Below are 24,743 nucleotides of genomic sequence, written 5' to 3'. Positions count from 1 at the left end.
GCTATCCTGAGCGCTCAGGGCATATAAATATCATCCAGCTTCAGCGCACGCACAACACTCCATACGCGCTCCAACAGCGCCGTACCGTTTGACTGATCCAACCGCACCAGCCCGACATCCGGGGAAGCAGAAGGACCAATCCGGCGCGTCTGCAAACCTTCCGGCCCAACCCGTTCCGGCAGTGCCGCAACTGGCAAGATGCTGGCCAGACGCCCGGAAAGCAACTCGGCATGGAGTAATTCCAACGCATTGGTTTCCAGAAGGATTGTCGGCTTTACACCCGCATTCCTGAAACCGGCATCCACCAACTGGCGGCTCCGCATCTCCGTGGTGAACAGACACAGCGGCACGGCGGCTATGTCCTTCCATTCAATGGTCTTGGCTGCGGGTAGAGGCATGGATTTGGCAGCCGCCAACACAGGCACCTCAGCATACAACGCGGACGTTTCAAACGGGCTATCCACCGGAACCTGATCCAGATACATCAGGCCAAGTTGCAGTGTATGTTCCCGCAGTAAATGGACCATATCTCTGCTGGAACAGATTTTCACTTCCACATGCAAGGCTGGCACCACGGCCCGAAAGCGCTCCAGCAACAACGGCACAACCTGAATAGCCGCCGGAATGACCCCAATGGCAAGCGATCCCCCAGCAACATCCTGCGCAAGGGCGGCCTCCTGCCGCAGACCATCCAGCGCGGCCAAGGTTTGCCGTGCCCAAGCCAGAACCCGCTCTCCCTCCGCCGTCAGACCGTAAAACCGGCGGTTCCGCTGGATAATGGTAATGCCCAGCTCCGCTTCCAACTGCCGGATACCTGCCGAGAGCGCGGGCTGAGAAACGCCACAAGCCTCCGCCGCGCGGGAAAAGTGGTGGAAGCGATCAAGCGCCAGCAGATAGGTCAGTTGCCGAAGAAACACGATAAAACCTCACCAGAGAACTCTGTGCCCGCTTCTACGGCATAGCGGAATGGGCGCTCAATGGTGTTTGTTCAAATTGGGCACTCTGCTGGGCTGGTGCGCACACATGCGCCTGCATAGGAACACGCGCGCTCTGCCTACCGTAGTCCCATATCAACTGAAGAGCAGCAGCGGTCACGCAATTATGGCTGTCATCATAGACATCGCCAGACACCCAGCGCAGCGCGGTATGTAACGTTCCATCTGCCGGCAGGGTCACTGAAGCCTTATCTTGTTGGGAAAGGCTGTCCGTTTGGCCCGATGCCGTAGCGCTCTCTGTCTGACGGTGCGCAGACACATCCCTGCCAGCGTTGTCCTGCAACTCAACTGCCGGATACGCCGGAACCGAACAGGCATGGGCAGTTGTATTCTTCAGGATAACCATGGTTCCTGAATGAGACATCCCATTGAAAGCCCCGTTCTGAGCATCAAGCGTCAGGTGCAGATCCTTTGCCTGACAGACCGGGGGCTTTCCCTCTGCCTTATCCGCTTCCCTTGTCTCAGCTACGTCAAACCGAATCACTTTGGCCGTTTTGGGATCAAGATGGCAGGCCCATGTGAATGGGACCCACTGCATGGCGTCCTTTTTCAGACTGAACTGCCCGCGGCCAGTCAACAATTCCGGCCCCACAAAAACCTGGCTCTCCGGCTTGTCATCCTGCAAGAAAAACCGCCGCCCTGCCCCTTTTTCTTCCAACACAGGACGCGCTGCATCCTGACACAGAAAGGTTGTCATCTTCCATACCGGGCTCTGGCTTTCAATGGCCGCACGATCCTGAGCATTCTTCACAGCACCAATACGTTCAGTGATCACCCGTTTCTCAGCGGACGAGGGAGCAGCACTCCCCTCTATCCTGGCAGATGCCGCACTTGCGCACTCCAAGCCTACAAAACTGACAAAACACGCCGTGAAGACAAGAGGGATGTTTTTTTTCATCCGCTCATGCTGCCCCTCGCCTGAGCGTATTTCAAGGCAAAACGCTTTCCGTTCTGCCCTTACTTATAGCGCATATGAGTCCATAAACCGGCTTGAACGATATGGGCGTTCCCTCTTTATGAACCGAAGGAAGCCGCGACCGTCAGGAGAAACCTAAGGCGGCAGGTTCCCTATTTATCAACCGCGCACGGCTTTCCGTCGTCATCCAACGCCACAAAAATGAATTTTCCCTGCGTCACTTTCTGCCGGATGGCGGTACGCCGTATTCTGCGTATTGCTTCCACCTCAATCGTCATAGAGGTGCGGCCAACCTTCAGGATACGGGTATAAACATTCAGTTCATCCCCAACCGCCATCGGGCGATGAAACACCAATCCATCTATGGCGACCGTAGCGCATTTGCGGCCAGCCCTGTCTTCAGCCGTTGTGCTGGCGGCCAGATCCATATGTGCGGCAACCCAGCCGCCAAAGACATCTCCCGCGGCGTTGGTATCCCGCCGCATCGCCACAACACGGACAGCAAGATTATCATCGTGCACCCAGTAACTCTGCTCGCCACCATCCACTGAAAACAATCCTTCTTTATCTGTTCGTCCTGAACACCGCCTATCCCTTTGTGCTACTGGGATAACGCAACTCTTGCGACAGCATTTTATAAAATTGTGGCGCTTTCACGCAGGAGTGACAGGCTCCGCCACATATCACGGTTCCTTCCCTGAACACCGACATGTTTTTTCTTTCAATGGGGCAGTTTACCGGACGCTAAATAACGGCTCCCCTCCTCATCCCACCTGACAACGGTCTGTTCATTCCGGCCCGTTCCGTCCTCGTCCCTCAGGCCCCAGAATAATCGTTTTAATCAATCGTTATAGGAAGGCAGTCCCGTTACATGAATTAAAACGCCACCACCAAAAAGACCATAAACGGTGGAGAAATAACCACATACCAATGATTTTTTTGCCTAATAGCTTTCTCGAAAAAGAAAATAATTTCCCACCCCAGAAAACACAATAAGTAATTGTTAATAATAATTTTTATAGAATGAATCTTGTTATAACGCATCACCCCAAAAGCCGTCAATTTTACTTTGAAGTGTGTTTTCCCCCGCTCACGGCTGTATCTTGGCTGACACATATCATTGCCAGCATCCTTTAGAAGCATTATGGCGTAAAAAGACACAAATGACCGATCGTTCATTTCGATGAAAATCAGATAAAAACACCGTTCTTGAACTCTACGCCCCAGACACAAAAGCAGCGGACCATGAGCACTCAGCCAACCACTCCCAACCAGCCCGCCCCTTCTTCCCCTGCGGCATCTGCCCCCCGGCCACCCAGGCGGCTTGGCATGGTGTTTGGCTGCGCTGCTCTTGTCGGCGGACTATGCGGTGCGGGTGCATGGTATTACTTTGCGCACAAGAACGATCTGCCCCCCAATATTGCTGTCAGCAATGGCCGTCTGGAAATGACGCGTCTGGATATTGCCGTAAAATATCCGGGCAGGATCACAGACATCACCTTTCATGAAGGAGACCATGTTCAAGCCGGCCAACCTCTTGCCTATGAGGACAATGCGGAAATAACCGCCCAGTTGGCAGGTGCACGGGCAAACTTCTTACAGGCGCAGGAAACCGTAAGCCGTGCCAAGGCGGAACAGGCCGCCGCCCAAGCCGCGGCAACGTTAGCGAGCCAGGAATTACGGCACGCACGGCAAATGGCAGCCCAACATCTTGTATCAGATATGGAAGTACAGGAACGCCAGACCGCTTATACAACACGCACCCTTTCCGCACAGGCCGCGGAACATGCCGCAGCCTCGGCCCAGGCGGCCACAACTGCGGCGGCGTCACAGATTGATCGGCTTCAAACCGTTCTGAACGATATGACAGTCAAGGCACCTGTCAGCGGTCAGATTGAATACAAAGTTGCTGAACGGGGCGCGGTATTGGCTGGCGGAGGACGTGTCGCCTCTTTGCTTGACCCCTCTGATACTTATCTCACCGTCTTTTTCCCATCGGAAACAGCAGGCAAACTCCATGTGGGGGATGAGGCCCGCATCCAGTTGGATGCCCTTGGCACGTCCCTGCTTCCTGCCCGTATCTCCTTTGTTTCTCCGGAAGCGCAGTTCACGCCTAAATACGTGGAAACCGCCACAGAACGCGAAAAGCTGGTCTATCGTATCAAATTGCAGATCATGCCTGACACGGTCGCTAAACTGGGTGGTGCCCTCAAAGCAGGCATGACCGGAGAAGGCTACGTACGCACCACTCCCTCCGCCCAGTGGCCAGCCCCCAAACAACAGGAACAGGACTGATGTCTCAGCCCGTCCTGCATCCGAAGACAGATCAGGCTGATATACTGCTGCGCTCTCTCACGCATTGCTACGGTCATACGGTCGCGCTGCGAGATGTTTCCCTCTCGCTCCCTGCGGGCACGACCATCGGGCTGGTTGGCCCTGATGGTGTTGGGAAATCTACCCTTCTGGGCCTGATTGCGGGCGTTCGCCGTATTCAAAGCGGCACGGTGATGACCCTCGGCGCAGATATGAGCAATACTCGACAGCGCGAGGCTATTCTCCCGCGGGTTGCGTTCATGCCGCAGGGGCTGGGGCACAATCTTTACCCGACGCTTTCCGTGCGTGAGAACATCGATTTCTTCGCCCGCCTGTTCGGGCTGGACGCAACCTACCGCGAAGCGCGGATCAAGCAACTGCTGGAGGCCACAGGGCTGGCCCCGTTCCCGGACCGTCCAGCAGGTAAGCTGTCTGGCGGCATGAAGCAGAAAGTCAGCCTGTGTTGCGCCCTGGTGCATGACCCTGATCTGCTGATTCTGGACGAACCCACTACCGGCGTTGATCCCCTGTCACGCCAGCAGTTCTGGACACTTGTGGATACACTCCGCGCGGCTCGTCCTTCCATGACTGTTCTTGTTTCCACCGCATACATGGAAGAAGCCGCCCGCTTTTCCTGGCTGGTGGCAATGGACGATGGAAAAGTTCTGGTCAGCGCCCCTACAGCCGATATTCTCAAGCAGACCGGACAGCCTACGGTTGAAAAGGCCTATATTTCCCTTCTACCCGAAGAAAAACGTTCACGCGCCAGCGGGTTTTCCATTCCCCCGTATCAGGCCCCTGGCGGAGAACCCGCGATTGAGGCTACCGGACTCACACGGCAGTTTGGGTCCTTTGTCGCGGTGGATCATGTCAGCTTCAGAATAGGCCGGGGAGAAATTTTCGGTTTTCTGGGCTCCAATGGCTGTGGCAAATCCACAACCATGAAAATGCTGACCGGCCTGCTGGATGCTACCAGCGGCACAGCCAAACTGTTTGGCAAACCGGTCTCCGCCAATGATATCAATGCCCGCATGCGCATTGGCTATATGTCGCAATCATTCTCTCTTTATGAAGAATTGACTGTCCGGCAAAATCTGGTTCTACAAGCCAGACTCTACCGTGTTCCCGCAGCAGAGGCAGAAACACGGGTCGAACAGGCGCTGGATGACTTTGAACTCCGCCCCTTCGCTAGTGCCAGCCCTGCTGATCTCCCGCTTGGCATCCGCCAACGCCTGCAACTGGCCGCCGCGTGCATCAACACGCCTGATATCCTTATTCTGGATGAACCAACCTCAGGCGTGGACCCTGCCGCGCGGGACATGTTCTGGCGGCATCTGATTGACCTTTCCCGCAACAAGCATGTCACCATCTTCGTTTCTACACACTTCATGAACGAAGCCGCCTGTTGTGACCGTATTTCCCTTATGCATCGGGGTCGCGTTCTGGCCGTTGGCACGCCGGCAGATCTGACACGCAAACGCGGAGAAACATCTCTGGAAGCGGCCTTCATTGACTATCTACGTGATGAAGAAGCCCGCACAGACCCACAGCCGCCCACCGCTGCGTCCACTTCTCAGGCAGCAAGTGTGACACAGCACGCTGCATCGTCTCCAAAACTGGTGACATGGCTCGCGCGCACGTGGGCATTTGCGCGCCGCGAAACCATAGAACTCCTGCGCGACCGCCTGCGGCTGGCCTTCGCCATTATGGGGCCGGTCGTTCTGCTGCTGGTGTCAGCTTACAGCATTTCCTTCGATGTCAACAAAATCAGTTACACCGTCCGCGATCATGACCACACCCATCACAGTCGGGAATTGATCGAGGTTTTCCAGGGTTCAAGTTATTTTACTGAAACCGCGCCCGCTGCCAGCGATGCCGACATGACACAACGGCTCCAGAAGGGAACAGTGCAGATGACACTGGATATCCCGCCTGATTTTGGACGCGACCTTGATGCCGGGCGCCATCCCTCCGTTGGTATTGGCATCAGCGGCGCCATGCCCTTTCTGGGGGCCAATATACGGGCCTACGCAACGGGCGCCCTGCTTCAATATGCGTCTTCTGCGGGAAAATCCCTGCCACGCGGAATGGTGCCCGCATCCCCCATCAGCATAGAACCCCGATTTGTCTATAATCAGGAATTCCGCAGTATTTACGCCATGACACCGGGCACCATCATGCTGGCGCTCATTCTTATACCCACCATGCTGACAGCCTTGGGCGTCGTGCGGGAGAAGGAAATCGGCTCCATTGTCAATCTATACGCCTCCCCTGCCTCGGTTGGAGAATATCTGATTGGCAAACAGACCCCTTACGTTGCCCTCGCCACACTTTCCTATCTGGCGCTGGTTGTGCTCTCGGTTGTTGTCATGGGTGTGCCACTCAAAGGGTCGTTTCTGGCGCTGTCTCTCGGGGCCATCCTGTATATTTTCGCCTCAACCGGTTTCGGGCTGCTGATCTCGGTTTTTGTGCAGTCTCAGGTTGCGGCCATATTTGGCACAGCCATCCTTTGCCTGATCCCCGCCGTCAATTTCTCGGGGCTTCTTTACCCGGTTTCCACCCTTACCGGTATTTCCTACCAGGTGGGCAAGTTGTTCCCCGCCTCATGGTTTCAGCTTATCAGTCTGGGCAGCTTTACCAAGGGTGTGGGCTTTTCCGGGTTTCTCCCCATGTATGCGGCGTTGGCGGCTTTTGCCGCGAGCTACATGGTTCTGGCCCGTCTGCTGCTCCGTAAACAGGAGCGCTGAGGCATGAAAAACTGGCTTACAAATATTGGCCTTCTCTGCGGCAAGGAAATACGCAGCCTGTTGCAGGACCGTGTGCTGATAGCCCTGATTGTGTTTGCATTCACCGCAGGTGTTCTGGCTGTGGCCAATGGGGTCAAGGTCGAAGTGTCAAATGCAACGGTTGCTTTCATTGATCATGACCATTCCACGCTTTCCCTTAAACTGCGTGATGCCGTCTTACCGCCCTACTTCAAACCACCGGTTCTCACCACGCCAGAGGCCGCAGAAACCGGTATGGACAAAGGGGACTTCATTTTTGTTGTTGATATCCCGCCATCCTTTGAACGGGACGTTCTGGCCGGTCGCTCCCCTGCGCTGCAAATCCGGGTAGATGCCACAGCCATGACACAGGCCGGACTTGGCACGTCCTACCTGACACAGATTTTCATGAACGAGGTGCAGGCCGCAACACATGCCCCCGCTTTGACTGACTTCATGCCCTTTCAGATCAAAAGCAGGGTTTATTACAACCCGAACAGTGAATCCTTCCCGTTCATGTCGGTCATGCAGATTGTCACCAACATCACCATTCTCTCCATCATTCTCGTGGGGGCTGCCATTATCCGTGAGCGGGAACATGGCACGATCGAACATCTGCTCGTCCTCCCTGTTACCGCCAGTGAAATTGCACTCGCCAAGATCATCACCAACGGGTTGGCCATTTTCATCGCGGCCATGCTGTCTCTCTGGTTGGTTGTGCATGTCTGGTTAGGCGTGCATCTGGCCGGCTCCATTCCATTGTTTGCCTGCTGCACCCTGCTTTATCTGTTCTCCGCCACGGCGCTGGGGGTCATGCTGGCCACGGTCGCGCCCACCATGCCGCAGTTCGGGCTGCTGGCTGTTCCGGTTTATGCCGTGGCCTACCTGCTCTCCGGCGCGGCCACTCCCGTTGAAAACATGCCGACCGTCATTCAGAACGTTGTCCGATTTTTCCCGACAACCCAGTTTGTCACACTTTCTCAGGCCATTCTTTATCGCGGTGCCGGGCTCAATGCGATCATGATCCCTCTGCTCGCCATTACAGCGGCAGGCATCGTCTTTCTTGCCCTCGCCCTCGCGCGCTTCCGTTCCATGCTGACGAGCCAGTCCTGATGCCTATGCCCCTTCCCACTCCCAACACACTCTCTCGCCGCTCTTCCCTGCTGGCCACCTGCCTGCTTGCGGCATGTTCTCCCTTTTCCACCCACGCTCCTCCCTCGGGCGTTGTGGTTCCGAGCCATTTTTCTCAAGCACCTGCCGGAGAAGCATCTGGTCTGTCAGCCTGGTGGCGTGCCTGGAACGATCCGGCCCTGACACTGGCCATTGAAAACGCCCTCAAGGCCAATCCGGATCTCCGCATCGCACGCGATCACATTCTGCAAGCCGAGGCCACTCAGGCCGTCGCTCGCTCCACATTGGGACCAACTCTCGGAATTACGGGAAATATTGCCGGGGGCGGCATGGACTGGCGCAATCCCTACAATCTGCCCGCCCGCGATGCCGGAACAGACGGTCATCTTGCAGGACTTGCCGCCACCTGGGAACCTGATCTGTTTGGCGGCCGCCATGCCGAGACCAAGGCCGCCCATGCTCTTGTTCTGGCCGAGCAGGCACGCCTGCACGGTGTCCAGATGGCCATAGCGGCGGATGTCGCTACCAACTATGTGCAGGTTCAGTCCCTTCGCAAACAACTTGCTCTTCTGGAAGACAGCCTCGTCACCCTCGGCCGCCTGAAAACATATGCTCAGGCCCGTTTTGACGCAGGACAAGCCGTTTTATCCGATATTCAGAGTGTGGACGAGAAGATCAACACCCTTCGGGCACGCCGCCCACTACTTGAAACCGCAGTGAATACCTCCCTGCGTCGCATGGCTATTCTTGCAGGACAAGCGCCTGAAAACGCTACGGTCGCAGTCTCCGTCACGCCGCTCGCTACGCCACCCGCCCCCACAGGAGACATGCCCGATACCGTGTTGCGGCGTCGCCCCGATGTTGCCGCAGCGGAGGATCTCGTCTCAGCCCGTCTCTATCATCTGAAAAGCACCAAAACCGATTTGCTTCCCCGCTTTGGTCTGCAGTTTTTTGGAGGAGACGGACGGCTGCGCTTTGATGGTATTCCCGGTCTTTCCGGCACAGGCGGCCTTGTCGCACTGACCAGCTACCTGCCCATTTTCACATCCGGCCGTATTCACGCCCGCATTGCCGCAGCCGATGCGCAGCTTGATGAAGCCGTTGCCACGTATGACAAAACCCTTCTTTCTGCCTTGGCTGATGTGGAAAATGCCTATGAGGCACGCACCAGCGAAGACCAGAGAATTCAGGAGCTTTCAGCCGCGCTCAAGCAATCACAGGCTAATGGCGCGGCAGCTCGCGGTCTGTATGAAGGCGGCCAGCGTACCTTGCATGATATTCTGGAAGCCAGACTGGATACTCTTTCGGTAGAAAACACGCTCACCCAGGCAGTCGCACAGCAGCAGATTGCAACAATTACACTGTCTTATGCTCTTGGGGGTGGGTGGCACTGACTGCCGCCTCCATAAAAAAGGGGACGCACACGGCATCCCCTTCCTTACAGATCGGTATCAGAGTGTGAGCACACAGGGCGATGGCACCATACCCATCACCCATATGGCTTTTCATGTCGTCAGGTGTCGGACGCCGCATCAAGGTGATCAAGCCGGCGCGGAAAAGCTCCCGGATTGAAGACCGCCAACAGAATTCCCGCCAGTGTAATTGCAACGGCTGCTGGGCATAGGACCGCAAAGCCAAGCGTGCTGAGCAGATGTCCCCCTACGGCAGACCCAAGCAGGATACCAAAATTGCTCGCACTGTTAATAGCAGCGCCAGCCACATCAGCGCTGGTTGCACGGGCGCGAATAGCTCCTGACATCACAAACGGAATGACGGCAGCGTAACCGGCGCACCAAACCCCAACAGCCCCCACTGCTGCCCAAGCCGAAAGCAGGTGTCCATACACAAGGCCCATCCCCAACAGCATGGCAAGGCCACCACCAAACAGACCAGCCGCAGGCCAACGGTCCACCATCTGACCAGCACCCCAGAGACCAAAAATACTGACCCCACCCGTTACAAGCAACGCCACACTCAGCATGCTTTCCGGCAGACCATGTTGAAGCAGCAAGGGAGAGACATACGTGTAAAGAAGATTATGCGCGAAGAAGAACACCACGTTCACAGCCACAACCACCAGAAAGATACGCATGGCCGAACGTGATCTTACTGTTGGAAGATGCGGGCTGCCTCCGGCAGGTGCCCTGACGCGCGGCAGATAAAACGCAATAAAAACCGTCAGCAGCACAGAAAGGCCTGTCATGAGATAAAGAGCCGTGCGCCAGCTAGAAAAATGCGCGATGGCAGCCGCCCCCGGAACACCCAGAACAGACCCAAGGGACGTGCCACCATAAACAAAGGAAATCGCCCGGCCTGTCATTCTCTCCGGCACCAGATACGCTGCATAGGCTGAGACTATGGACATAAGCAGCGCATGAGATGCCCCGCCCAAGGCGCGGCCAAGGCACAGAACCAGAAATGATGGAGCCACGGCGGCAATAAGGTTGGAGACAGCATAGCCCACCAGGCAGACAAGCATCAGAAGCTTGCGGTCCATCCGGGCTGTTGCAATGGTCAGCGGTACCGCACCAAAAGCCACCATAAGCGCATAAGCGCTCACGGCCAGCCCGGCATGCCCTTCAGTAATCTGAAACGCCTGCGACATATCAATCAGAAGCCCCACAGGCGCGACTTCTGTTGTTACGGCAATGAAGGTTGAGGCAAAAAGCGCGCACAACCCCGCAATGGCTTGCCCAGAAAGCGTTTTGAACAGCATGAATTTCCTGACAGAAACAATGGCCTGACCCGGCCAGATGAGCAGGGGCTTTTGGCATGTTTAAAAGCCGACGGGAAGCCAGAAAAAATCACGTTTCCGGTTCCCGTCAAAATCACGTCAGAAAGCTGTTACACTTTTATTTTTTATGGAATGTCTTGACCTGATCCGCCGTCACATGCGGGTTGCCATTGCCATACTGCGCCATCACGTAATTGACCACATCGGCAACCTCGGCATCGCTCAGTCGCTGCACGTCCGAATGACCATCAAAGCCAGGCATAAAGGCATGGGTCTTTCCTGCTGTGCGATTGACGCCATACAGCACTGTCATGATCAGGTTATCCGGACGGGAAGCCCCGACCACGGAATTTGAAAACAGGGACGGCACATAGCGGTTGCTGGCCCCTGCGCCATCATACCCATGACAGGCCGCACAGTTTGCATCGTAAACCGCACCGCCCTTAAGCTCCGTGACATCATCAATCCGTGTCAGATCACCACTCCGGATATCCGGCTGGGCCGTTGCCTGCCCGAAGCTATCCCGAGGCTTTTGCCCCGGCTCTTCCTCCTGCGGGGCGACCTGCAAAATATAGGCAGCCAACGCGTGCAAGTCTGCATCCGTCAGGTGGCTGGTGCTGTGTTCCACAGCTTCCCCCATGGGGCCAGCCGCCTGGCTACGGCCAGGAACAGCACCTGTCTGCAGATACTGAACCAGATCGTCCTCGCTCCAGTCTCCAATCCCGCTTGTTTTGCTGGATGTGATGTTGGGAGCATACCAGCCGTCAAGCGGTCCACCCGCAAGATACTGATCCTGTTTTTCGCTCAGAATAAAGTTGCGCGGGGTATGGCAGGTGCCGCAATGCTCCAACGCATTTGCCAGATAACGCCCACGCCGCATTTTTTCAAATGTGGCGGAATCTCCGGTTTCTGGCGGATTATGGTTGGCCAGCATATTCCAGCCCGCCATGGCAGTTCTTACATTTGCCGGAAAGGAGAGAGAGGTCTCAGTCGGCGTTTCCGCCACAGGTTTCACCGCATGCATGAACCACGCATACAGCGCCTTCACATCTCCATCTGTCAGGCCGGAGTAAGACACATACGGCATGGCGGGATAAAGATAGGAACCATCTTTACGCACACCGTGCCGCACGCTTTTTTCAAAGTCTTCTTCCGTATAGGCACCAATGCCATGGTCCGGATCTGGCGTGATATTGGTGGAAACAATATCCCCCATTGGGGTGGCAATTTTCAAACCACCAGCAAAAGGCTTACCTCCGGGCCTAGTATGACACGCCACGCAATCTCCTGCGGTAGCCAGATACTCTCCGCGCTGTATCAGTGCGGCATCAGGCTCATCTGCGGCTGCACAGTAGTGAGATGTACCTGCCAGAATACTTCCCGCAACCAGAAGAGAGACAAAAGTTTTACGGACAGTTTCAGGCATGGTTCAGTTCTTTTTTAAGCGTATCCGCAACGCGGAGGGCGAGCGCTGCAACCGTCAAGGTAATATTGCCCGTGCCGACCGATGAAAAAACAGATGAGCTGGCAATAAACAGGTTCTCGTGATCATGCGTGCGGCAATGCCCGTCCACAACGGAATCCTTGGGGTCCACGCCCATTATGGTGCTGCCTGCGGGATGATCCTGCGGGAAATAACCCGGTGTCCATTGTTCATCCCGGCCGTGCATCAGGCCGATCAGTTCCTTGAAAAGCCCCCGCGTATGATCACAGCTTTTCACCGTATATTCGGGCAGTTTGTAATATACTTCCGGATGCGGAATACCCAGAATGTCCTTGTTGGTTTTGCTTAATGTCAGCCGATTGTCAGGGTCGGCCAGCCCTTCATTATGGCTGAACAACCTTACAGTATGTGATGCAAGATACCGGATCTGTTCTTCCAGTTCCTTGCCAACATACCCTTTGGAAATAGCCAGAGACGTTGCCAGATCAACCTGATTGTCATCCACCATGTGGACCAGATAGGCACCGCGTTCAGAACGCCAGTCTCCATCACGGAAATTGTCAATCACGTTGGTTTCCAGTGGCCCGCGTCCCGGCCACAGCGCCTTATCTCCACTGATAAAGGTTACCTGCACGCCTGTATGGTCCATCATGTTCCGGCCAACATGGCCTGAACTGTTCGCCACACCATCCGGGCTTTTGTCATCCGCAGAAACAAGAAGCAGCTTTGCTGTTTCAATACAGTGCGCTGCAATCACAAAGTATTTGCCCGTGACACGATGCGATCCTTTATCGGGATCAAAGTAATGCACAGCCGTTACGCGCTTGTTAGCGTCATCACGTTCTATCTTGTACACAACGGCATTTGGCACAAACCGCGCACCTGCGGCCTCTGCATGATAAACGGAATAGCTACCGTTATACATGGCCCCGATAGGGCAGATGGGCATGCAGTTGTTATGGCCCTCGCATGTAGGCCGGTTATCATACGGGCGTGTATTCCGGGCCTGCGGTTCATGCACAACCCGCCACGGTGTTTTCTCGGCAATCAGTTTACGGAACTGCTGGGCAGCGTAAGAAATCGGCAGCGCATCCATCGGGTAAGGCTGCTTGCGTGGAGACCCCAGATCTTCCTTTGTAGGATCAGGACCGCACACGCCCATCATCACTTCAGCCTGATAATAGAATGGCTCCAGATCCTCATATTGCAGGGCCCAATCGCGCCCCTGCCCATAACGGGACCGAAGCTCAAAGTCTGATGGCAGATACCGCCAGGCGCACCCGGCCCAGTGCCAGGTGGTCCCCCCCATCATCCGCAGATACACCTGCTGATAGGCTTCCGCATCCGGGCCTGTCGTATGCAGATATTCATTCGGCGTCATCTGGTTGGGAGGATGTCTGGCCCACGGCACAGCCGGAAACGGCCCCTGGTAGGACGGCTTATTTTCCAGATTGCGAAAATTTTCCACAAAATGCTGGCGGTCAACCCGCGGACCTGCTTCCAGTACAATAACGGAGATACCCGCCCGCGCCAGTTCATTCGCTATGGAACTTCCTGCCACACCGGAGCCGACAATCACCACATCGGCGCTAAGAGGCTGTTCAGAAGACATATTTTCAGATTCCGCTTATCAGGTGGGTTCCACAACAAATTTGGACGGAGAAAGTCCGGGCGCACCTGTCGGGAGAGGCACTTCAGGCGGCTTTGATGTCCAGTAGAACGGACCACCTGTTGCGTAAGTCTTTGGATAGACAGCATCTTTTGTGATGTCGAACATCAGGGCAGAGCGATACACAACCACTTTCTGGTCTGCTACCCCCCGATACCAGCCTGTCATAATATCGTGGATGACGTCCTTGAAAGCCGGGGCCGCTTTCTCGGCAGCTATCGCCAGTTCCTGAGCACTCTCAAAATGGCTTTGCCGCATGAGAGTGTAGAGCTGACTGATCTGCGCCTTTCTTTCAGGCACAGCCTGCACAATGCGGGCGTATAACGCGCTGCCAATGGCCGGGGAAAGTGTTTCCCGATCAGTCAACCGCAGGGAAAGCGTAAGAAACTGCGCTGCTTCCGTCACGTCTGAAGAGACCGCTGGTTGCGGCTCTGCAGCCTGTGCCGTTACCGATGCGACAGCAGCCCCCATGCCCGCCAGCAGAACATCCCGCCGGGACATCCGCAGCATACGGTTTATCCGCATACTGTTGGGGGAACTGTGATGAACATCTACCGGAACACAATATCGCTCAGCCGCCACGTAGCACGCCCTCTCCAAGTGATGTGCCCACCCACAGCGTTTGTAACTGCCGGACACAATTCAAACCCCTCGTATCCCCGTTCAGGGACATGAGACAAGAAGGGTTTGGAGATTGTTGCTATACGGATAAGTCATATATACCTAAAAAACGCACTCTACTGCGCCATTTTAGGTATAAAAAACAAACCTAAAGAATTACAAAATTGTTTCAACTATATGAATAAACAGATTCAAGCACTTACAATCCGAATAATACTGTCCACATTGAATTCAATTCGTTTTTTCAACATTTCCGGAGCCATAAGATCACACCGGAACACAATGGAACCTGTATATCTGTTTGTCAGATAATAATAACCAAGCGCTGCAATGGAAATATGAAGCTGCATGGCATCAATGCCGGACCGGAAAACACCACTCTTCTGCCCACGGACCAGTAAATTTTCCAGCTTATGGAGCCGATTTTTACTTACACTTTTGAGCACATCAGAACTTTCAAGGTGCGCGCCCTTGTGCAGGTTCTCACTATTTACAAGTGTAATAAAATCAGGGTTCTCAAGGTAATAATTCCACGTAAACCTGACAAATCGCTCCAAGGCTACTTTGGGTTCAAGGTGATCAAGCTTCAATTTACGCTCGGCTTCATACAGATCACTATAAGCTTCTTCCAGAACCTTGGTAAAAAGAGCTTCCTTGCTCCCAAAGTAGTGGTAGATCATCCGTTTGTTGGCTTCCGCTTTTTCAGCGATCACATCAACCCGCGCGCCGCCCAGCCCACTCATGGCAAATTCATGCTTGGCTGAAGACAGAATACGTTTCTGAGTTGCTTCCGCGTCCCGCTTACGGGGAATACGCGTTGCCTCCGGGCTCATGCCAGGCAGACTGTCTGTGCCTTCCCTGCTTTCTGCCTGTGTCATCTCATTCCCTCATTAAATGCGTACTAACGGACCATCACTCAGATAAACATCCTAGAGCAACGTGTTATAATAACGTTATTTCCTATAAGTAACAAGATATTTACATATGAACCAAATTCTAACGCTTGAGGCAAATCCCACCTAACCGCACGTTTCTACACTCCCCCAGAAACAGGTCACGGGGCAGCCACTCTCTGCCTGCCCCGTGCCGTAATCCCAGTTGCTGTTATTCCGCGCGTCCTATCAGGCAGCTTCTTTATTCTGAGCTGGCACATCCGTCATGGAAGGCTGAAAGAGGGCAGCATCCATCTCCTTCAGGGTGGAAGACACAAGCAGCGGCACTTCAGCCTGATCAAGCACCTGGGTTTTCAGATCAATACCGGGAGCAATTTCTGTCACCATCAGCCCCTGAGGCGTCAGTTTCATGACGCACCGCTCCGTAACGTAAAGAATTTCCTTTCCTTCCGCGATGGCCCTTGGTCCGGAAAAGGATGTCTGATCCAGTTTTTCAACGATCTTCGGCACCTTGCCTTCCCGATCAATCCGCACCTTTCCGTCAGCAACGCCCAGCTTGGCCCCGGCATTGAAGTACCCGGAAAAGATGATGCGCTTTGCGTGAGAAGTAATGTCCACAAAGCCGCCCGCGCCCGCCGTAACATGAGGGCGTGCTGCCAGATTGGAGACATTGACTGACCCCATACGATCAATCTGAAGGAAAGACATCAAGGAGACATCAAACCCACCAGCCTGAAAATAGGTAAACAGTTGAGGAGAAGCCACAAAACATTCTGCATTGGAAGAACAGCCGAATTTGAAATCAAGCAGAGGAATACCACCAACAGCCCCCTGCTCAATCACCCACGTCACCTCACCATGCCGCCCTTCTTCAAGTAGAATTCTGGGCACGTTGGCTGAAATACCAAACCCGATATTAACAGCCCATCCGGGCTTCAGTTCCTGTGCTACGCGGCGCGCCATCACTTTGGCGGCGTCAAACTCCGGCAGGCTGAAACTATCCAGCGGCCGGAACACCTCCCCTGAAATGGCAGGATCATAAGGGGTCGCGGTTGTCTGCAACTGTTCCGGCGCTTCGACCACATAGTCCACCAGAATACCTGGCACCCGCACATCATGCGGCCTCAATGTGCCAGACTGCGCAATGCGCTTCACCTGCGCAATAACAATGCCCCCACTATTCCGGCCTGCCAGCGCAATCTCCATCGCGCCAATATAGGCCCCTTCGTTCTCAAATGTCAGATTGCCACGCTCATCTGCCGTGCTGGCGCGAATAATGGCAACATCTGGCCGCAGGGCATTGAAATAAAGCCATTCCTGGCCCTTAAATGTGGTCCGCTCCACAATAGGCTTCTGCCGCGCCACATCATTCATGGCACAGCCTTCCTTCTGCGGGTCCACAAATGTATCCATGCCAACTTGTGTCAACACGCCGGGCCGAAGAGCAGCCCCTTCCCGCAACATGTCAAAAATAACGCCACTGGGCACGTTATAGGCCGCCACCTGATTGTCCCGGATCATCTGCCGAATAAGGGGCGGCTCCATTGACGACGGCCCCGAAGGGAACGAGCCGCCAATAATGGTGGCAAGAAGCCCAGGCTGAGCAACGTGATCCACCCCTTTTGTGCCGAACATATCTCCCGCAGCAATAGGATGAATGGTTGTTATGCCTCTGGGTGCACCCTTCTCCCGAAATCTGGCACCAATTGCGGCCAGAATCTCATCGGGACAGCATAGGCCACTGGAAGAATTGACGGCGATAACGGCTCCGTCCTTGATAAACTCAGCAACTTCTGCGGCGCTTTTGATCTTGGACATCTGTTTTCAGCTTTCCAGCTATTTTAACTATCTGGTTATTTATATTTTGGCGTATTTCGGCCCGCAAGGACAATCTGACCCGGACTTGCCGTTAAAGCCCGCTTCCCGTCTTTGTGATGGACGCTTACAGCTTTTCAGTCAGCTCTGGGAGAACCGTAAAAAGATCCCCTACAATCGCGTAATCCGCAATTCTGAAGATTGGTGCCTCTTCGTCCTTGTTGATCGCAACAATCACCTTGGAATCTTTCATTCCCGCCAGATGCTGAATAGCACCGGAAATGCCCGCAGCTATATAGAGGTCCGGCGCAACAACTTTCCCGGTCTGCCCTACCTGCCAGTCATTCGGCGCATATCCCAGATCCACCGCAGCCCGGCTTGCGCCAACGGCACCGCCCATCTTGTCCGCAAGATTGATAACGCACTCAAAATTTTCTCTGGACCCCAGGCCCCGGCCACCAGACACAACCACACGGGCAGACGTCAATTCCGGCCGTTCAGAAACAACAGATTGATCTTCCACCCATAGGGAGAGAGAGGGTAGATCCGCCACATCCACCGTCTCGATCTCGGCTGCACCATTCTGGCCCACGGCAGAAAAGACGGACGTTCGTATTGTAAAAACTTTTATTTTATCAGTTGATTTAACTGTCTGAATGGCATTCCCCGCAAATACCGGGCGCTCAAATGTGTCCGCGTCCTGCACGGCTGTCACATCCGTCAGAACCATCACGTCCAACAATGCAGCCACCCGCGGCAGAATGTTTTTGGAAAATGCCGTAGCGCCTGCTGCAATATGACTATACTGCCCAGCCTGCTTTACAACCAAAGCTGCTACAGGTTCCGCAAGTCCATGCTCAAGCACGGCGTCGCGCGCAACCAGAACCTTGGTCACACCATCCAGATGCGCAGCCGTGCTGGCAGCGTTTTCTGTCACGTCTCCAGTCAACAGAAGATGCACTTCTCCCAGTGGCTTGAGGGCATCAAGCGCTCTGGCAACTGTATCTGTTGCAAGCTGGCCATTCACACTTTCACCCAGCAATAAAACAGTCATCAGATCACTCCTGCCTGATTTTTCAGTTTTTCGATAAGCTCATCAACAGAGTTAACTCTCACACCGGCGCTCCGCTGGACCGGCTCAACCGTACGTACCACCTGCAGACGGGGTGTAATATCCACACCCATGTCTGATATCTTTTTTTCTTCCAAAGGTTTTTTCTTGGCTTTCATGATATTGGGCAAAGAAACATACCGTGGCTCATTCAAGCGCAGATCGGCCGTTACAATCGCAGGCAGCCCAACTCTCAGGGTCTGCAAGCCGCCATCCACTTCACGCGTAACAGTTACACTTCCATCCGCAATTTCCACCTGAGATGCAAAGGTTGCCTGCCCCCACCCCAGCAAGGCTGCAAGCATCTGGCCGGTTGCGTTCATATCATTATCAATGGCCTGCTTGCCCATGATCACCAGACCCGGCTTTTCTGTTTCCACCAGTTTGGCAAGAATTTTTGCAACAGCCAGGGGTTCAAGGTCTTCATTCACGTCAGTTGATGTCTCAACCAATATCGCCCGGTCCGCCCCGATCGCCAGCGCTGTACGCAATGTATCACGCACCTGACCTACGCCCGCGGAAACAGCCACAACCTCGGTTGCAAGACCTTTTTCTTTAAGGCGAACCGCTTCTTCCAGAGCAATTTCATCAAACGGGTTCATGGACATTTTCACACCGGACAGATCAACACCGCTTCCGTCCGTCTTCACCCGCACCTTGACATTATAGTCAACAACCCTTTTTACGGGGACAAGTATTTTCATAACATCCTCGCGTTTCAGCAAACAGTCCGGAAGCGATCAATCATGATGTCCAGAACATCGTCCGGATTCCGCTTCCACCAGTTATTTACAGAGAAAATTTCAACCTCACAGAAACCGCTATAGCCCGCGGCCTCCACAGCGGCCCGGATAGGTTTCAGATCAGCACGCCGTCCCCCATCATCCCGCGATCAAGAAGAATGTCAGTCGTCTGGGCCAGCCAGTCACACAAATGATAGCCCAGAATGCGATGCCCAGCGCGTTGAAGCTGATAGCGTAAATCCGTATCCCACCAGACATGGTAAACATCTATGGCCACACCAAGGCCCGGCGCATTGACCAAATCACAGACATCCAGCGCGTCTCTGGTGGTTGTCAGGCAGGAGCGATCCCCCCCATAAGCCGGGTTCAATGGTTCCAGAGCCAATTTGACACCGCACGCATCAGCATACGGAACCACTTCTTCCAGATACCCTGCCACCAGCTTAAGACTTTCTTCCACGCCTTTCGTCTCAGGCTGCACGCCGCCGGTAACAATAGTCAAAACTGGCGCTCCCAGCTCGGCAGCAAGATCCAGAGCAGACCGAAAATCGTCAATAACAGCCTGCCTTCCTACCGGGGCCATCGGTCCGACCAGAAACGGAGACCGGCATAAACCGGCGACACTCACGCCTGCCTCCCGTGCCCGGCGCGCAATTTCAGCGCCTCGGCCTGTAACCTCCCGCCGCCAGAAAACAATCCCCCCAATGCCGCGCCGGGCGCATGCATCCAGTGTCCGCTCAGGAGACCACCCGGCACCTGCCCCCGGCACATTATGGCCAAGTGTGGCGGTGTTCAGCGCCAATGCAGAGAGATCATGCGTGAAATCCCGCATTTCAGGCTCCGTAAACAGCCAGAAGAGACGTCATACGGTGTACCGCCTTTTCCGGATCTCGGAGAAGACCGCACTGGTCCGCCTGCCTGAAAATTTCCGTAAAATATGGCAAAGGCCGGAGAGCCTGCGCGCCATTCACCATAATGAAGTGATCCTGAAAACCATTCAGCCAAGCGAGGAACACGACGCCTGTTTTATAATACTGCGTGGGAGCCCGAAAAATGGTGCGGGCAAGGGGTACCGTCGGGTCCAGCGTGGACCGGAAAGCAGCAGTATCCCCTTCTCCCAGTTTTGATACAGCATACGCGGCAGCCGGTGCCAGGGGATCAAAAATACCAAGAAGAGCATGGCTGAATCCGTGGTCATCACCTTCAATCAGTTCCGGATAATTGAAGTCATCCCCGGTATACATTTTCACACCAGAAGGCAGACGCCTCCGCAGAACGATTTCCTTCTGTTTATCCAGAAGAGAAATTTTTATGCCGTCAACTTTGCTTTTATTGACTTCAATAATCTCAAGAACGGTTTCTATGGCGTCCTCAAAGGAGGCGCTTCCCCAATATCCGGCAAGTGCCGGGTCGAACATCTCTCCCAACCAGTGCAGAATAACGGGCTGGTCACAGGCGGAGAGAACGTCTGAATAAACACGCAGGTAGTCCGCTGCGCTCCGGGCTACTTTTACCAACGCTCGGCTTGCCATCAGGATCAACCGGCCGCCCACGGCCTGAATCGCCTCAACCTGCTCCAGATAAGCGCGAATAACATCATCTACCGATCGCGCATCCTGAGGCAGCAGATGATCCGTGCCACACCCGTTAGCAACCAATGCGTCCGGCAGTTCTTTACGAGTATGGGTAATCAGTTCCAGCGCCTTGGGCCAGTCCAGCCCCATACCGCGCTGGGCTGTATCCATGGATTCCGCAATGCCAATTCCTAAACCGGCAAGATAGCGGCGAAACTCAAGGGTTTTTTCCCAATCAATCGCAGGAGAGCCAGATGGGTCATTATTCGTGAAAGGATCAGCAACCACGTGCGCCGCTGAATAGACAATACGTGCCGACTGGCCAGAAAGAACTGCCGAAGGCAACGGAACACCGGTCAGAGAATACTCAGTCTTCTGACCATTCTGGTCGGGAAGTGCTATTTTCATGGCCACTCTCAAAAACGCGGAACCAGCATTCCGGCATCTGCCGAAATTGCCTGTCCTGTCACATATGGAAGTTTTCCAGCGGCAAGACTTGTAATGATGGCACCAATTTCTGCGGGAGTGCCAACACGGGGAAACAAGGTCAAACCGTCTTCAGCGCGCTTTCTGTAACTTTCAATAACAGGCGCTGTCATTTCTGTGGCAATAAGCCCGGGCTGCACATCATAAACAGCTATGTTTTCAGCCCCGAGCCTGACAGCGAGGGTACGTGAAATCATGGCTGCAGCAGCTTTTGAGGCACAATATTCCGAACGCTGGACAGCAACAGCAACGGCGTTTGAAGATGTCACATTCACAATGGCGTAAAACTGCTCATCATCCCGTTTGCGTGAAAGCAAACGCCGCGCAAAAGCCTGCGAGAGAAAGAAAACAGCCTTGGCATTCACGTTTACACACCGGTCCCAACTGGCTTCCGTCACATCCAGCAGGTCCCCGCGTTGCAGAACCCCTACCCCGGCATTATTCACCAACGTTGTTAACGGGCCCAATGTGTCTTCAATGCGGGAGAGTTGCAGTTCATAAGCAGCACTATCGGTTACATCAAATGGAGCAGCCATCACGGGCACCCCATAGTCAGAAACTTTTTTAACTGCCGCGTGAAGTTCTGCATCGTCCGCAGGGCCGTTGAGCGCAATGGCAAAGCCGGCCTGAGCCAAAGCCTCGGCAGTAGCCAGCCCGATACCGCGAGAAGACCCAGTAACCAGAGCTACCTGCATCATGAACGTGCGCCTTTGCGCAGCAATTCACGTGCAATAATCATCCGCTGAATCTGGTTTGTTCCTTCGTAAATCTGGGTAATTTTGGCATCACGATAAAGGCGCTCAACCTCAAAACCACGGATATAGCCTGAACCACCAAAAACCTGTACCGCGTCTGCTGTGCGGGCTACTGCCATGTCCCCTGCAAAACATTTGGCCATGGAGCAGGACCGTGTTGCATCCAGCCCTCGGTCAATTTTGGTCGCAGCGGAGTAAACAAGAAGCCGTGCGGCCTCAATATCCTTTGCCATGTCAGCAAGGAGCCACTGGACGCCCTGAAATTCTGAAATATGTATTCCAAACTGCTTCCGGGTGCCTGCGTAATCCACTGCGGCTTCCAATCCCGCCTGCGCAATGCCCACAGCCAGAGAGGCAATGCCCACCCGCCCTTTATCCAGAACGCTCATCATCATATGAAAGCCGCGTCCTTCTTCACCCAGAAGCGCGTCTGGCCCCAATCTTACATCCTGAAAATCAAGCCCGCCGACCTGGCTGGCGCGCTGCCCCATCTTATGTTCCTTCGGGCCGCGCTCTACCCCCTTGGCATGCAGATCCACAATAAAGATGGACATGCCACGATTACCGGCTTCCTTGTTGGTTCGTGCCAGCACAAAACCCGTATCTGCCACGGGAGCATTATGAATCCAGATCTTGCCCCCGTTCAGCACCCAGCCATCGGCATCTCGCTCAGCCGTGGTGCGAATACCAGAGACATCCGTCCCGGCCTCCGGCTCGGTAATGCAGTAAGCCACCTTGCGCCGCATGGAGAGAACTTCTGGCAGCATCTTGCGCTGATGTTCCGTGCCATGCCTTACCAGCAGGGTGGAAATCAATTCCACCAATCCACATTGGTCTGCGATGCTGGCGTAACCACGGGAGAGTTCTTCCATGACCACAGCATACGTCAGTGTATCAAATCCCGGGCCACCCAGCTCTTCCGGCACCCCAATACCAAACAGGCCTAACTCGGCCATCTGATCATAAATTTCGGTAGGAAAGCGTTCTTCTCGATCCAGCGCTTCTGCTGCCGGGCGGATCACCTCATCTACAAAAGACCGGGTTGTTTCCAGAACCTGTTCCTGCACTTCGTTAAGAAACATCTTTAAAATCCTACTTAATGAACTATCTGGTTACATACATTGTATTGCGTTGGAAGATCAAGGAAAGAGAACAGAACCCTGCTCAAAAAACGCTGAACATTTCGTGTAGTGTGTCTATCTACCTAGAAGATGATAGCGGTCTCAAAATCGAGTACCGTCGCATTGGGGTAACGCCGCGTTCCGCCGGGTCTCCAGACATACTGCAACCCGGGCCGCACCAGCAGCCACGGTGCAGGTCGCCAGCCATAATTGACCTCAAAGCTATGCTCAAAGGTCGGCGTGGAAACATCTTGCCCGGTTGATTTAAGATATCGGGCGTAGCGGGCAATTTTTGAATTAACAACCATCAGCTTTCCGCCAATACTGATCGTATCATCTGGCCTGCTGGCAAACGTGCCTTTGCGAATAAAGCCCCAGGTGGCAAAATATGGAAACGGAGAAGTCTGGGTGTCCCCCCACACAAAACTGCCAAACGCAACCACTCCCCGTTTCGGGTTGTTCCGATCGCGCTCGATCATCTGATCTCCTTCAAACCACGCGCCATACCGCCCTTTTATGCTGTCATTGGGCCAGTTTTGATAAACTGTACCCGCAGGTGCAAACATCGTGATTTTCTGGGTAACCGTTTTAACGCGGGTTGTTTCCCAATACCCACCTATTCTTATATTACCCGGGTACGCTCCTTTTATATCCGTACCACCATGCTTCCACCCCAGTTGCACAGGAAAATACGTACCCACAGTATTATGAAGCCACATTTTCCAGCCATTATGACTGTTGGCAATTGTATTATCCACGTTATAGACGCCAAACGAGGCAAGAAAATCATCTTTGCCGGTAGGGTATAACTTTACATAAGCACCCGGATGCGCACTGGGATAATAGCCATAGCCAGAATTGAATGCGAGCGACTGTGGCATACCGCAAATGGCATTGCTTTGAAACTGACAGTAAATAGACATACCCCAGTGCGTTGTAGACTGGGCAAAATCATTTTCCGTATTAACCCATCCCAGTTCCGTGTTCACATAATTTGTAAATTTGTGTTCAAGAGAAAGCCGGGTCAAACGCACGGTCTGCCCTGTTCCATAAATTTCCTGCACGGAACTGAGCGCAGGCATCACCATATGCAGCCCCAGCCCTGAACGTTGTGTAACCAGAAAATGAAGAATCCCGATATCGTACCCAAGCCATTTGTTGAAATCGATATCCAGTCCTCCTGCAAATTCATGCGCATAACGCACGGCCTGCGCTTTCCCGCCCGCAGGGTTTCCGGCTGTATCCTGCACATAATGCCCCTGAAACAGGATGCCGCGTTGTGCCAACCGTGTACGCAGTCCACCCCAATCTCCCGTCATCACATCCTGATGTAACCAGTTGGACGATAACGGGCGAGGTGCCGAACGCCACACACGGGACACACGGCTTGGCCGCCTGATGATGTTATGATGATCATCGTAAAAGAAGAAATTATCCTGATTGTTTGACAACTCTTCTTCCACCAGATCAGGATTATTCACACAGAGCACATCCGGGTCCCACGGTGTCATCGCAACACCAAAACATTCCGACAGTTCAGGCCGGCGCGCACGCGCTTCACTGGCCGCCGGTATCAATGCAAGACACGCAACAGCCCCTACAGTACGAGACATTTCCCACATGACAGCTTCCTTTTTATTTTTATACTGCCGTTTAT

Annotated in this window: 21 protein-coding genes; 4 read left to right on the top strand and 17 right to left on the bottom strand. The window is 54.1% G+C overall.

Annotated features, from left to right (window positions below; genetic code table 11):
• Window positions 1-14 precede the first annotated feature (14 nt).
• The 4 genes from ASN_RS15580 to ASN_RS15565 all read right to left on the bottom strand — a co-directional run bounded on the left by ASN_RS15580 (window position 15) and on the right by ASN_RS15565 (window position 3,090).
• Window positions 15-917, bottom strand: a complete 903-nt coding sequence (locus ASN_RS15580; RefSeq protein WP_058988744.1) for a LysR family transcriptional regulator — start codon at window positions 915-917, stop codon at window positions 15-17.
• Between the two features lie 34 nt (window positions 918-951).
• On the bottom strand, window positions 952-1,770 hold the full coding sequence (locus ASN_RS19750; RefSeq protein WP_167541322.1) for a DUF4232 domain-containing protein: 819 nt from the start codon (window positions 1,768-1,770) through the stop codon (window positions 952-954).
• Between the two features lie 293 nt (window positions 1,771-2,063).
• The gene (locus ASN_RS15570) at window positions 2,064-2,396 is read right to left on the bottom strand and encodes an acyl-CoA thioesterase (RefSeq protein ID WP_045543692.1); all 333 of its coding nucleotides are present in this window, start codon (window positions 2,394-2,396) and stop codon (window positions 2,064-2,066) included.
• 391 nt (window positions 2,397-2,787) lie between these two features.
• The gene (locus ASN_RS15565) at window positions 2,788-3,090 is read right to left on the bottom strand and encodes a hypothetical protein (protein ID WP_058988742.1); all 303 of its coding nucleotides are present in this window, start codon (window positions 3,088-3,090) and stop codon (window positions 2,788-2,790) included.
• A gap of 66 nt (window positions 3,091-3,156) precedes the next feature.
• Between ASN_RS15565 and ASN_RS15560 the strand changes: the two genes are divergently transcribed.
• Genes ASN_RS15560 through ASN_RS15545 form a run of 4 tightly spaced genes read left to right on the top strand, consistent with a single transcriptional unit; the run spans window position 3,157 to window position 9,514 of the window.
• Window positions 3,157-4,206, top strand: a complete 1,050-nt coding sequence (locus ASN_RS15560; protein WP_058988741.1) for an HlyD family secretion protein — start codon at window positions 3,157-3,159, stop codon at window positions 4,204-4,206.
• Complete coding sequence (rbbA, locus tag ASN_RS15555; RefSeq protein ID WP_058988740.1) at window positions 4,206-6,971, top strand: ribosome-associated ATPase/putative transporter RbbA; 2,766 nt, start codon at window positions 4,206-4,208, stop codon at window positions 6,969-6,971. Before ASN_RS15560 ends, rbbA begins: the two co-directional genes overlap by 1 nt.
• Before the next feature lie 3 nt (window positions 6,972-6,974).
• Window positions 6,975-8,102, top strand: a complete 1,128-nt coding sequence (locus ASN_RS15550; RefSeq protein ID WP_058988738.1) for an ABC transporter permease — start codon at window positions 6,975-6,977, stop codon at window positions 8,100-8,102.
• Entirely contained in the window at window positions 8,102-9,514 is a 1,413-nt protein-coding gene (locus ASN_RS15545; RefSeq protein WP_082666729.1) for a TolC family protein, read from the top strand. The genes ASN_RS15550 and ASN_RS15545 overlap by 1 nt, the downstream gene beginning before the upstream one ends.
• Before the next feature lie 119 nt (window positions 9,515-9,633).
• On the opposite strand, the gene ASN_RS15540 is transcribed toward ASN_RS15545, so the two are convergent.
• The 13 genes from ASN_RS15540 to ASN_RS15480 all read right to left on the bottom strand — a co-directional run bounded on the left by ASN_RS15540 (window position 9,634) and on the right by ASN_RS15480 (window position 24,708).
• Complete coding sequence (locus tag ASN_RS15540) at window positions 9,634-10,836, bottom strand: MFS transporter (RefSeq protein ID WP_058988736.1); 1,203 nt, start codon at window positions 10,834-10,836, stop codon at window positions 9,634-9,636.
• Between the two features lie 136 nt (window positions 10,837-10,972).
• Window positions 10,973-12,280 carry a c-type cytochrome gene (locus tag ASN_RS15535; protein ID WP_058988734.1) on the bottom strand — a complete coding sequence of 436 codons (1,308 nt, stop codon included), beginning with the start codon at window positions 12,278-12,280 and terminating at the stop codon, window positions 10,973-10,975.
• Window positions 12,273-13,910, bottom strand: coding sequence for a GMC family oxidoreductase (locus ASN_RS15530; protein WP_058988733.1), 1,638 nt, complete (start codon window positions 13,908-13,910; stop codon window positions 12,273-12,275). Before ASN_RS15530 ends, ASN_RS15535 begins: the two co-directional genes overlap by 8 nt.
• Window positions 13,911-13,928: 18 nt before the next feature.
• Window positions 13,929-14,492, bottom strand: a complete 564-nt coding sequence (locus ASN_RS15525) for a sorbitol dehydrogenase family protein (protein ID WP_082666728.1) — start codon at window positions 14,490-14,492, stop codon at window positions 13,929-13,931.
• Between the two features lie 287 nt (window positions 14,493-14,779).
• Window positions 14,780-15,466: a TetR family transcriptional regulator gene (locus tag ASN_RS15520; protein ID WP_231948267.1), complete on the bottom strand. Its 687-nt coding sequence runs from the start codon at window positions 15,464-15,466 to the stop codon at window positions 14,780-14,782.
• A gap of 243 nt (window positions 15,467-15,709) precedes the next feature.
• Entirely contained in the window at window positions 15,710-17,299 is a 1,590-nt protein-coding gene (locus tag ASN_RS15515) for an acyl CoA:acetate/3-ketoacid CoA transferase (RefSeq protein ID WP_058988730.1), read from the bottom strand.
• Window positions 17,300-17,423: 124 nt separating this feature from the next.
• Window positions 17,424-18,350 carry an electron transfer flavoprotein subunit alpha/FixB family protein gene (locus tag ASN_RS15510; protein WP_058988729.1) on the bottom strand — a complete coding sequence of 309 codons (927 nt, stop codon included), beginning with the start codon at window positions 18,348-18,350 and terminating at the stop codon, window positions 17,424-17,426.
• Window positions 18,350-19,111, bottom strand: a complete 762-nt coding sequence (locus tag ASN_RS15505) for an electron transfer flavoprotein subunit beta/FixA family protein (RefSeq protein ID WP_058988728.1) — start codon at window positions 19,109-19,111, stop codon at window positions 18,350-18,352. Before ASN_RS15505 ends, ASN_RS15510 begins: the two co-directional genes overlap by 1 nt.
• Window positions 19,112-19,265: 154 nt before the next feature.
• Window positions 19,266-19,982, bottom strand: coding sequence for a sugar phosphate isomerase/epimerase family protein (locus tag ASN_RS15500; RefSeq protein ID WP_231948266.1), 717 nt, complete (start codon window positions 19,980-19,982; stop codon window positions 19,266-19,268).
• A 1-nt stretch (window position 19,983) separates the two neighbouring features.
• Window positions 19,984-21,138 carry a dihydrodipicolinate synthase family protein gene (locus ASN_RS15495; protein WP_197603300.1) on the bottom strand — a complete coding sequence of 385 codons (1,155 nt, stop codon included), beginning with the start codon at window positions 21,136-21,138 and terminating at the stop codon, window positions 19,984-19,986.
• Between the two features lie 2 nt (window positions 21,139-21,140).
• Window positions 21,141-21,908: a 3-ketoacyl-ACP reductase gene (locus ASN_RS15490; protein ID WP_058988726.1), complete on the bottom strand. Its 768-nt coding sequence runs from the start codon at window positions 21,906-21,908 to the stop codon at window positions 21,141-21,143.
• Window positions 21,905-23,047 carry an acyl-CoA dehydrogenase family protein gene (locus tag ASN_RS15485; RefSeq protein WP_058988724.1) on the bottom strand — a complete coding sequence of 381 codons (1,143 nt, stop codon included), beginning with the start codon at window positions 23,045-23,047 and terminating at the stop codon, window positions 21,905-21,907. Before ASN_RS15485 ends, ASN_RS15490 begins: the two co-directional genes overlap by 4 nt.
• Before the next feature lie 122 nt (window positions 23,048-23,169).
• On the bottom strand, window positions 23,170-24,708 hold the full coding sequence (locus ASN_RS15480) for a carbohydrate porin (RefSeq protein WP_231948265.1): 1,539 nt from the start codon (window positions 24,706-24,708) through the stop codon (window positions 23,170-23,172).
• Window positions 24,709-24,743: the final 35 nt, after the last annotated feature.

Source organism: Acetobacter senegalensis, from assembly GCF_001499615.1.
Classification (GTDB): domain Bacteria; phylum Pseudomonadota; class Alphaproteobacteria; order Acetobacterales; family Acetobacteraceae; genus Acetobacter; species Acetobacter senegalensis.
Note: the sequence above shows the minus strand (reverse complement) of the source record. Positions and strands in the feature narration are given on the sequence as shown.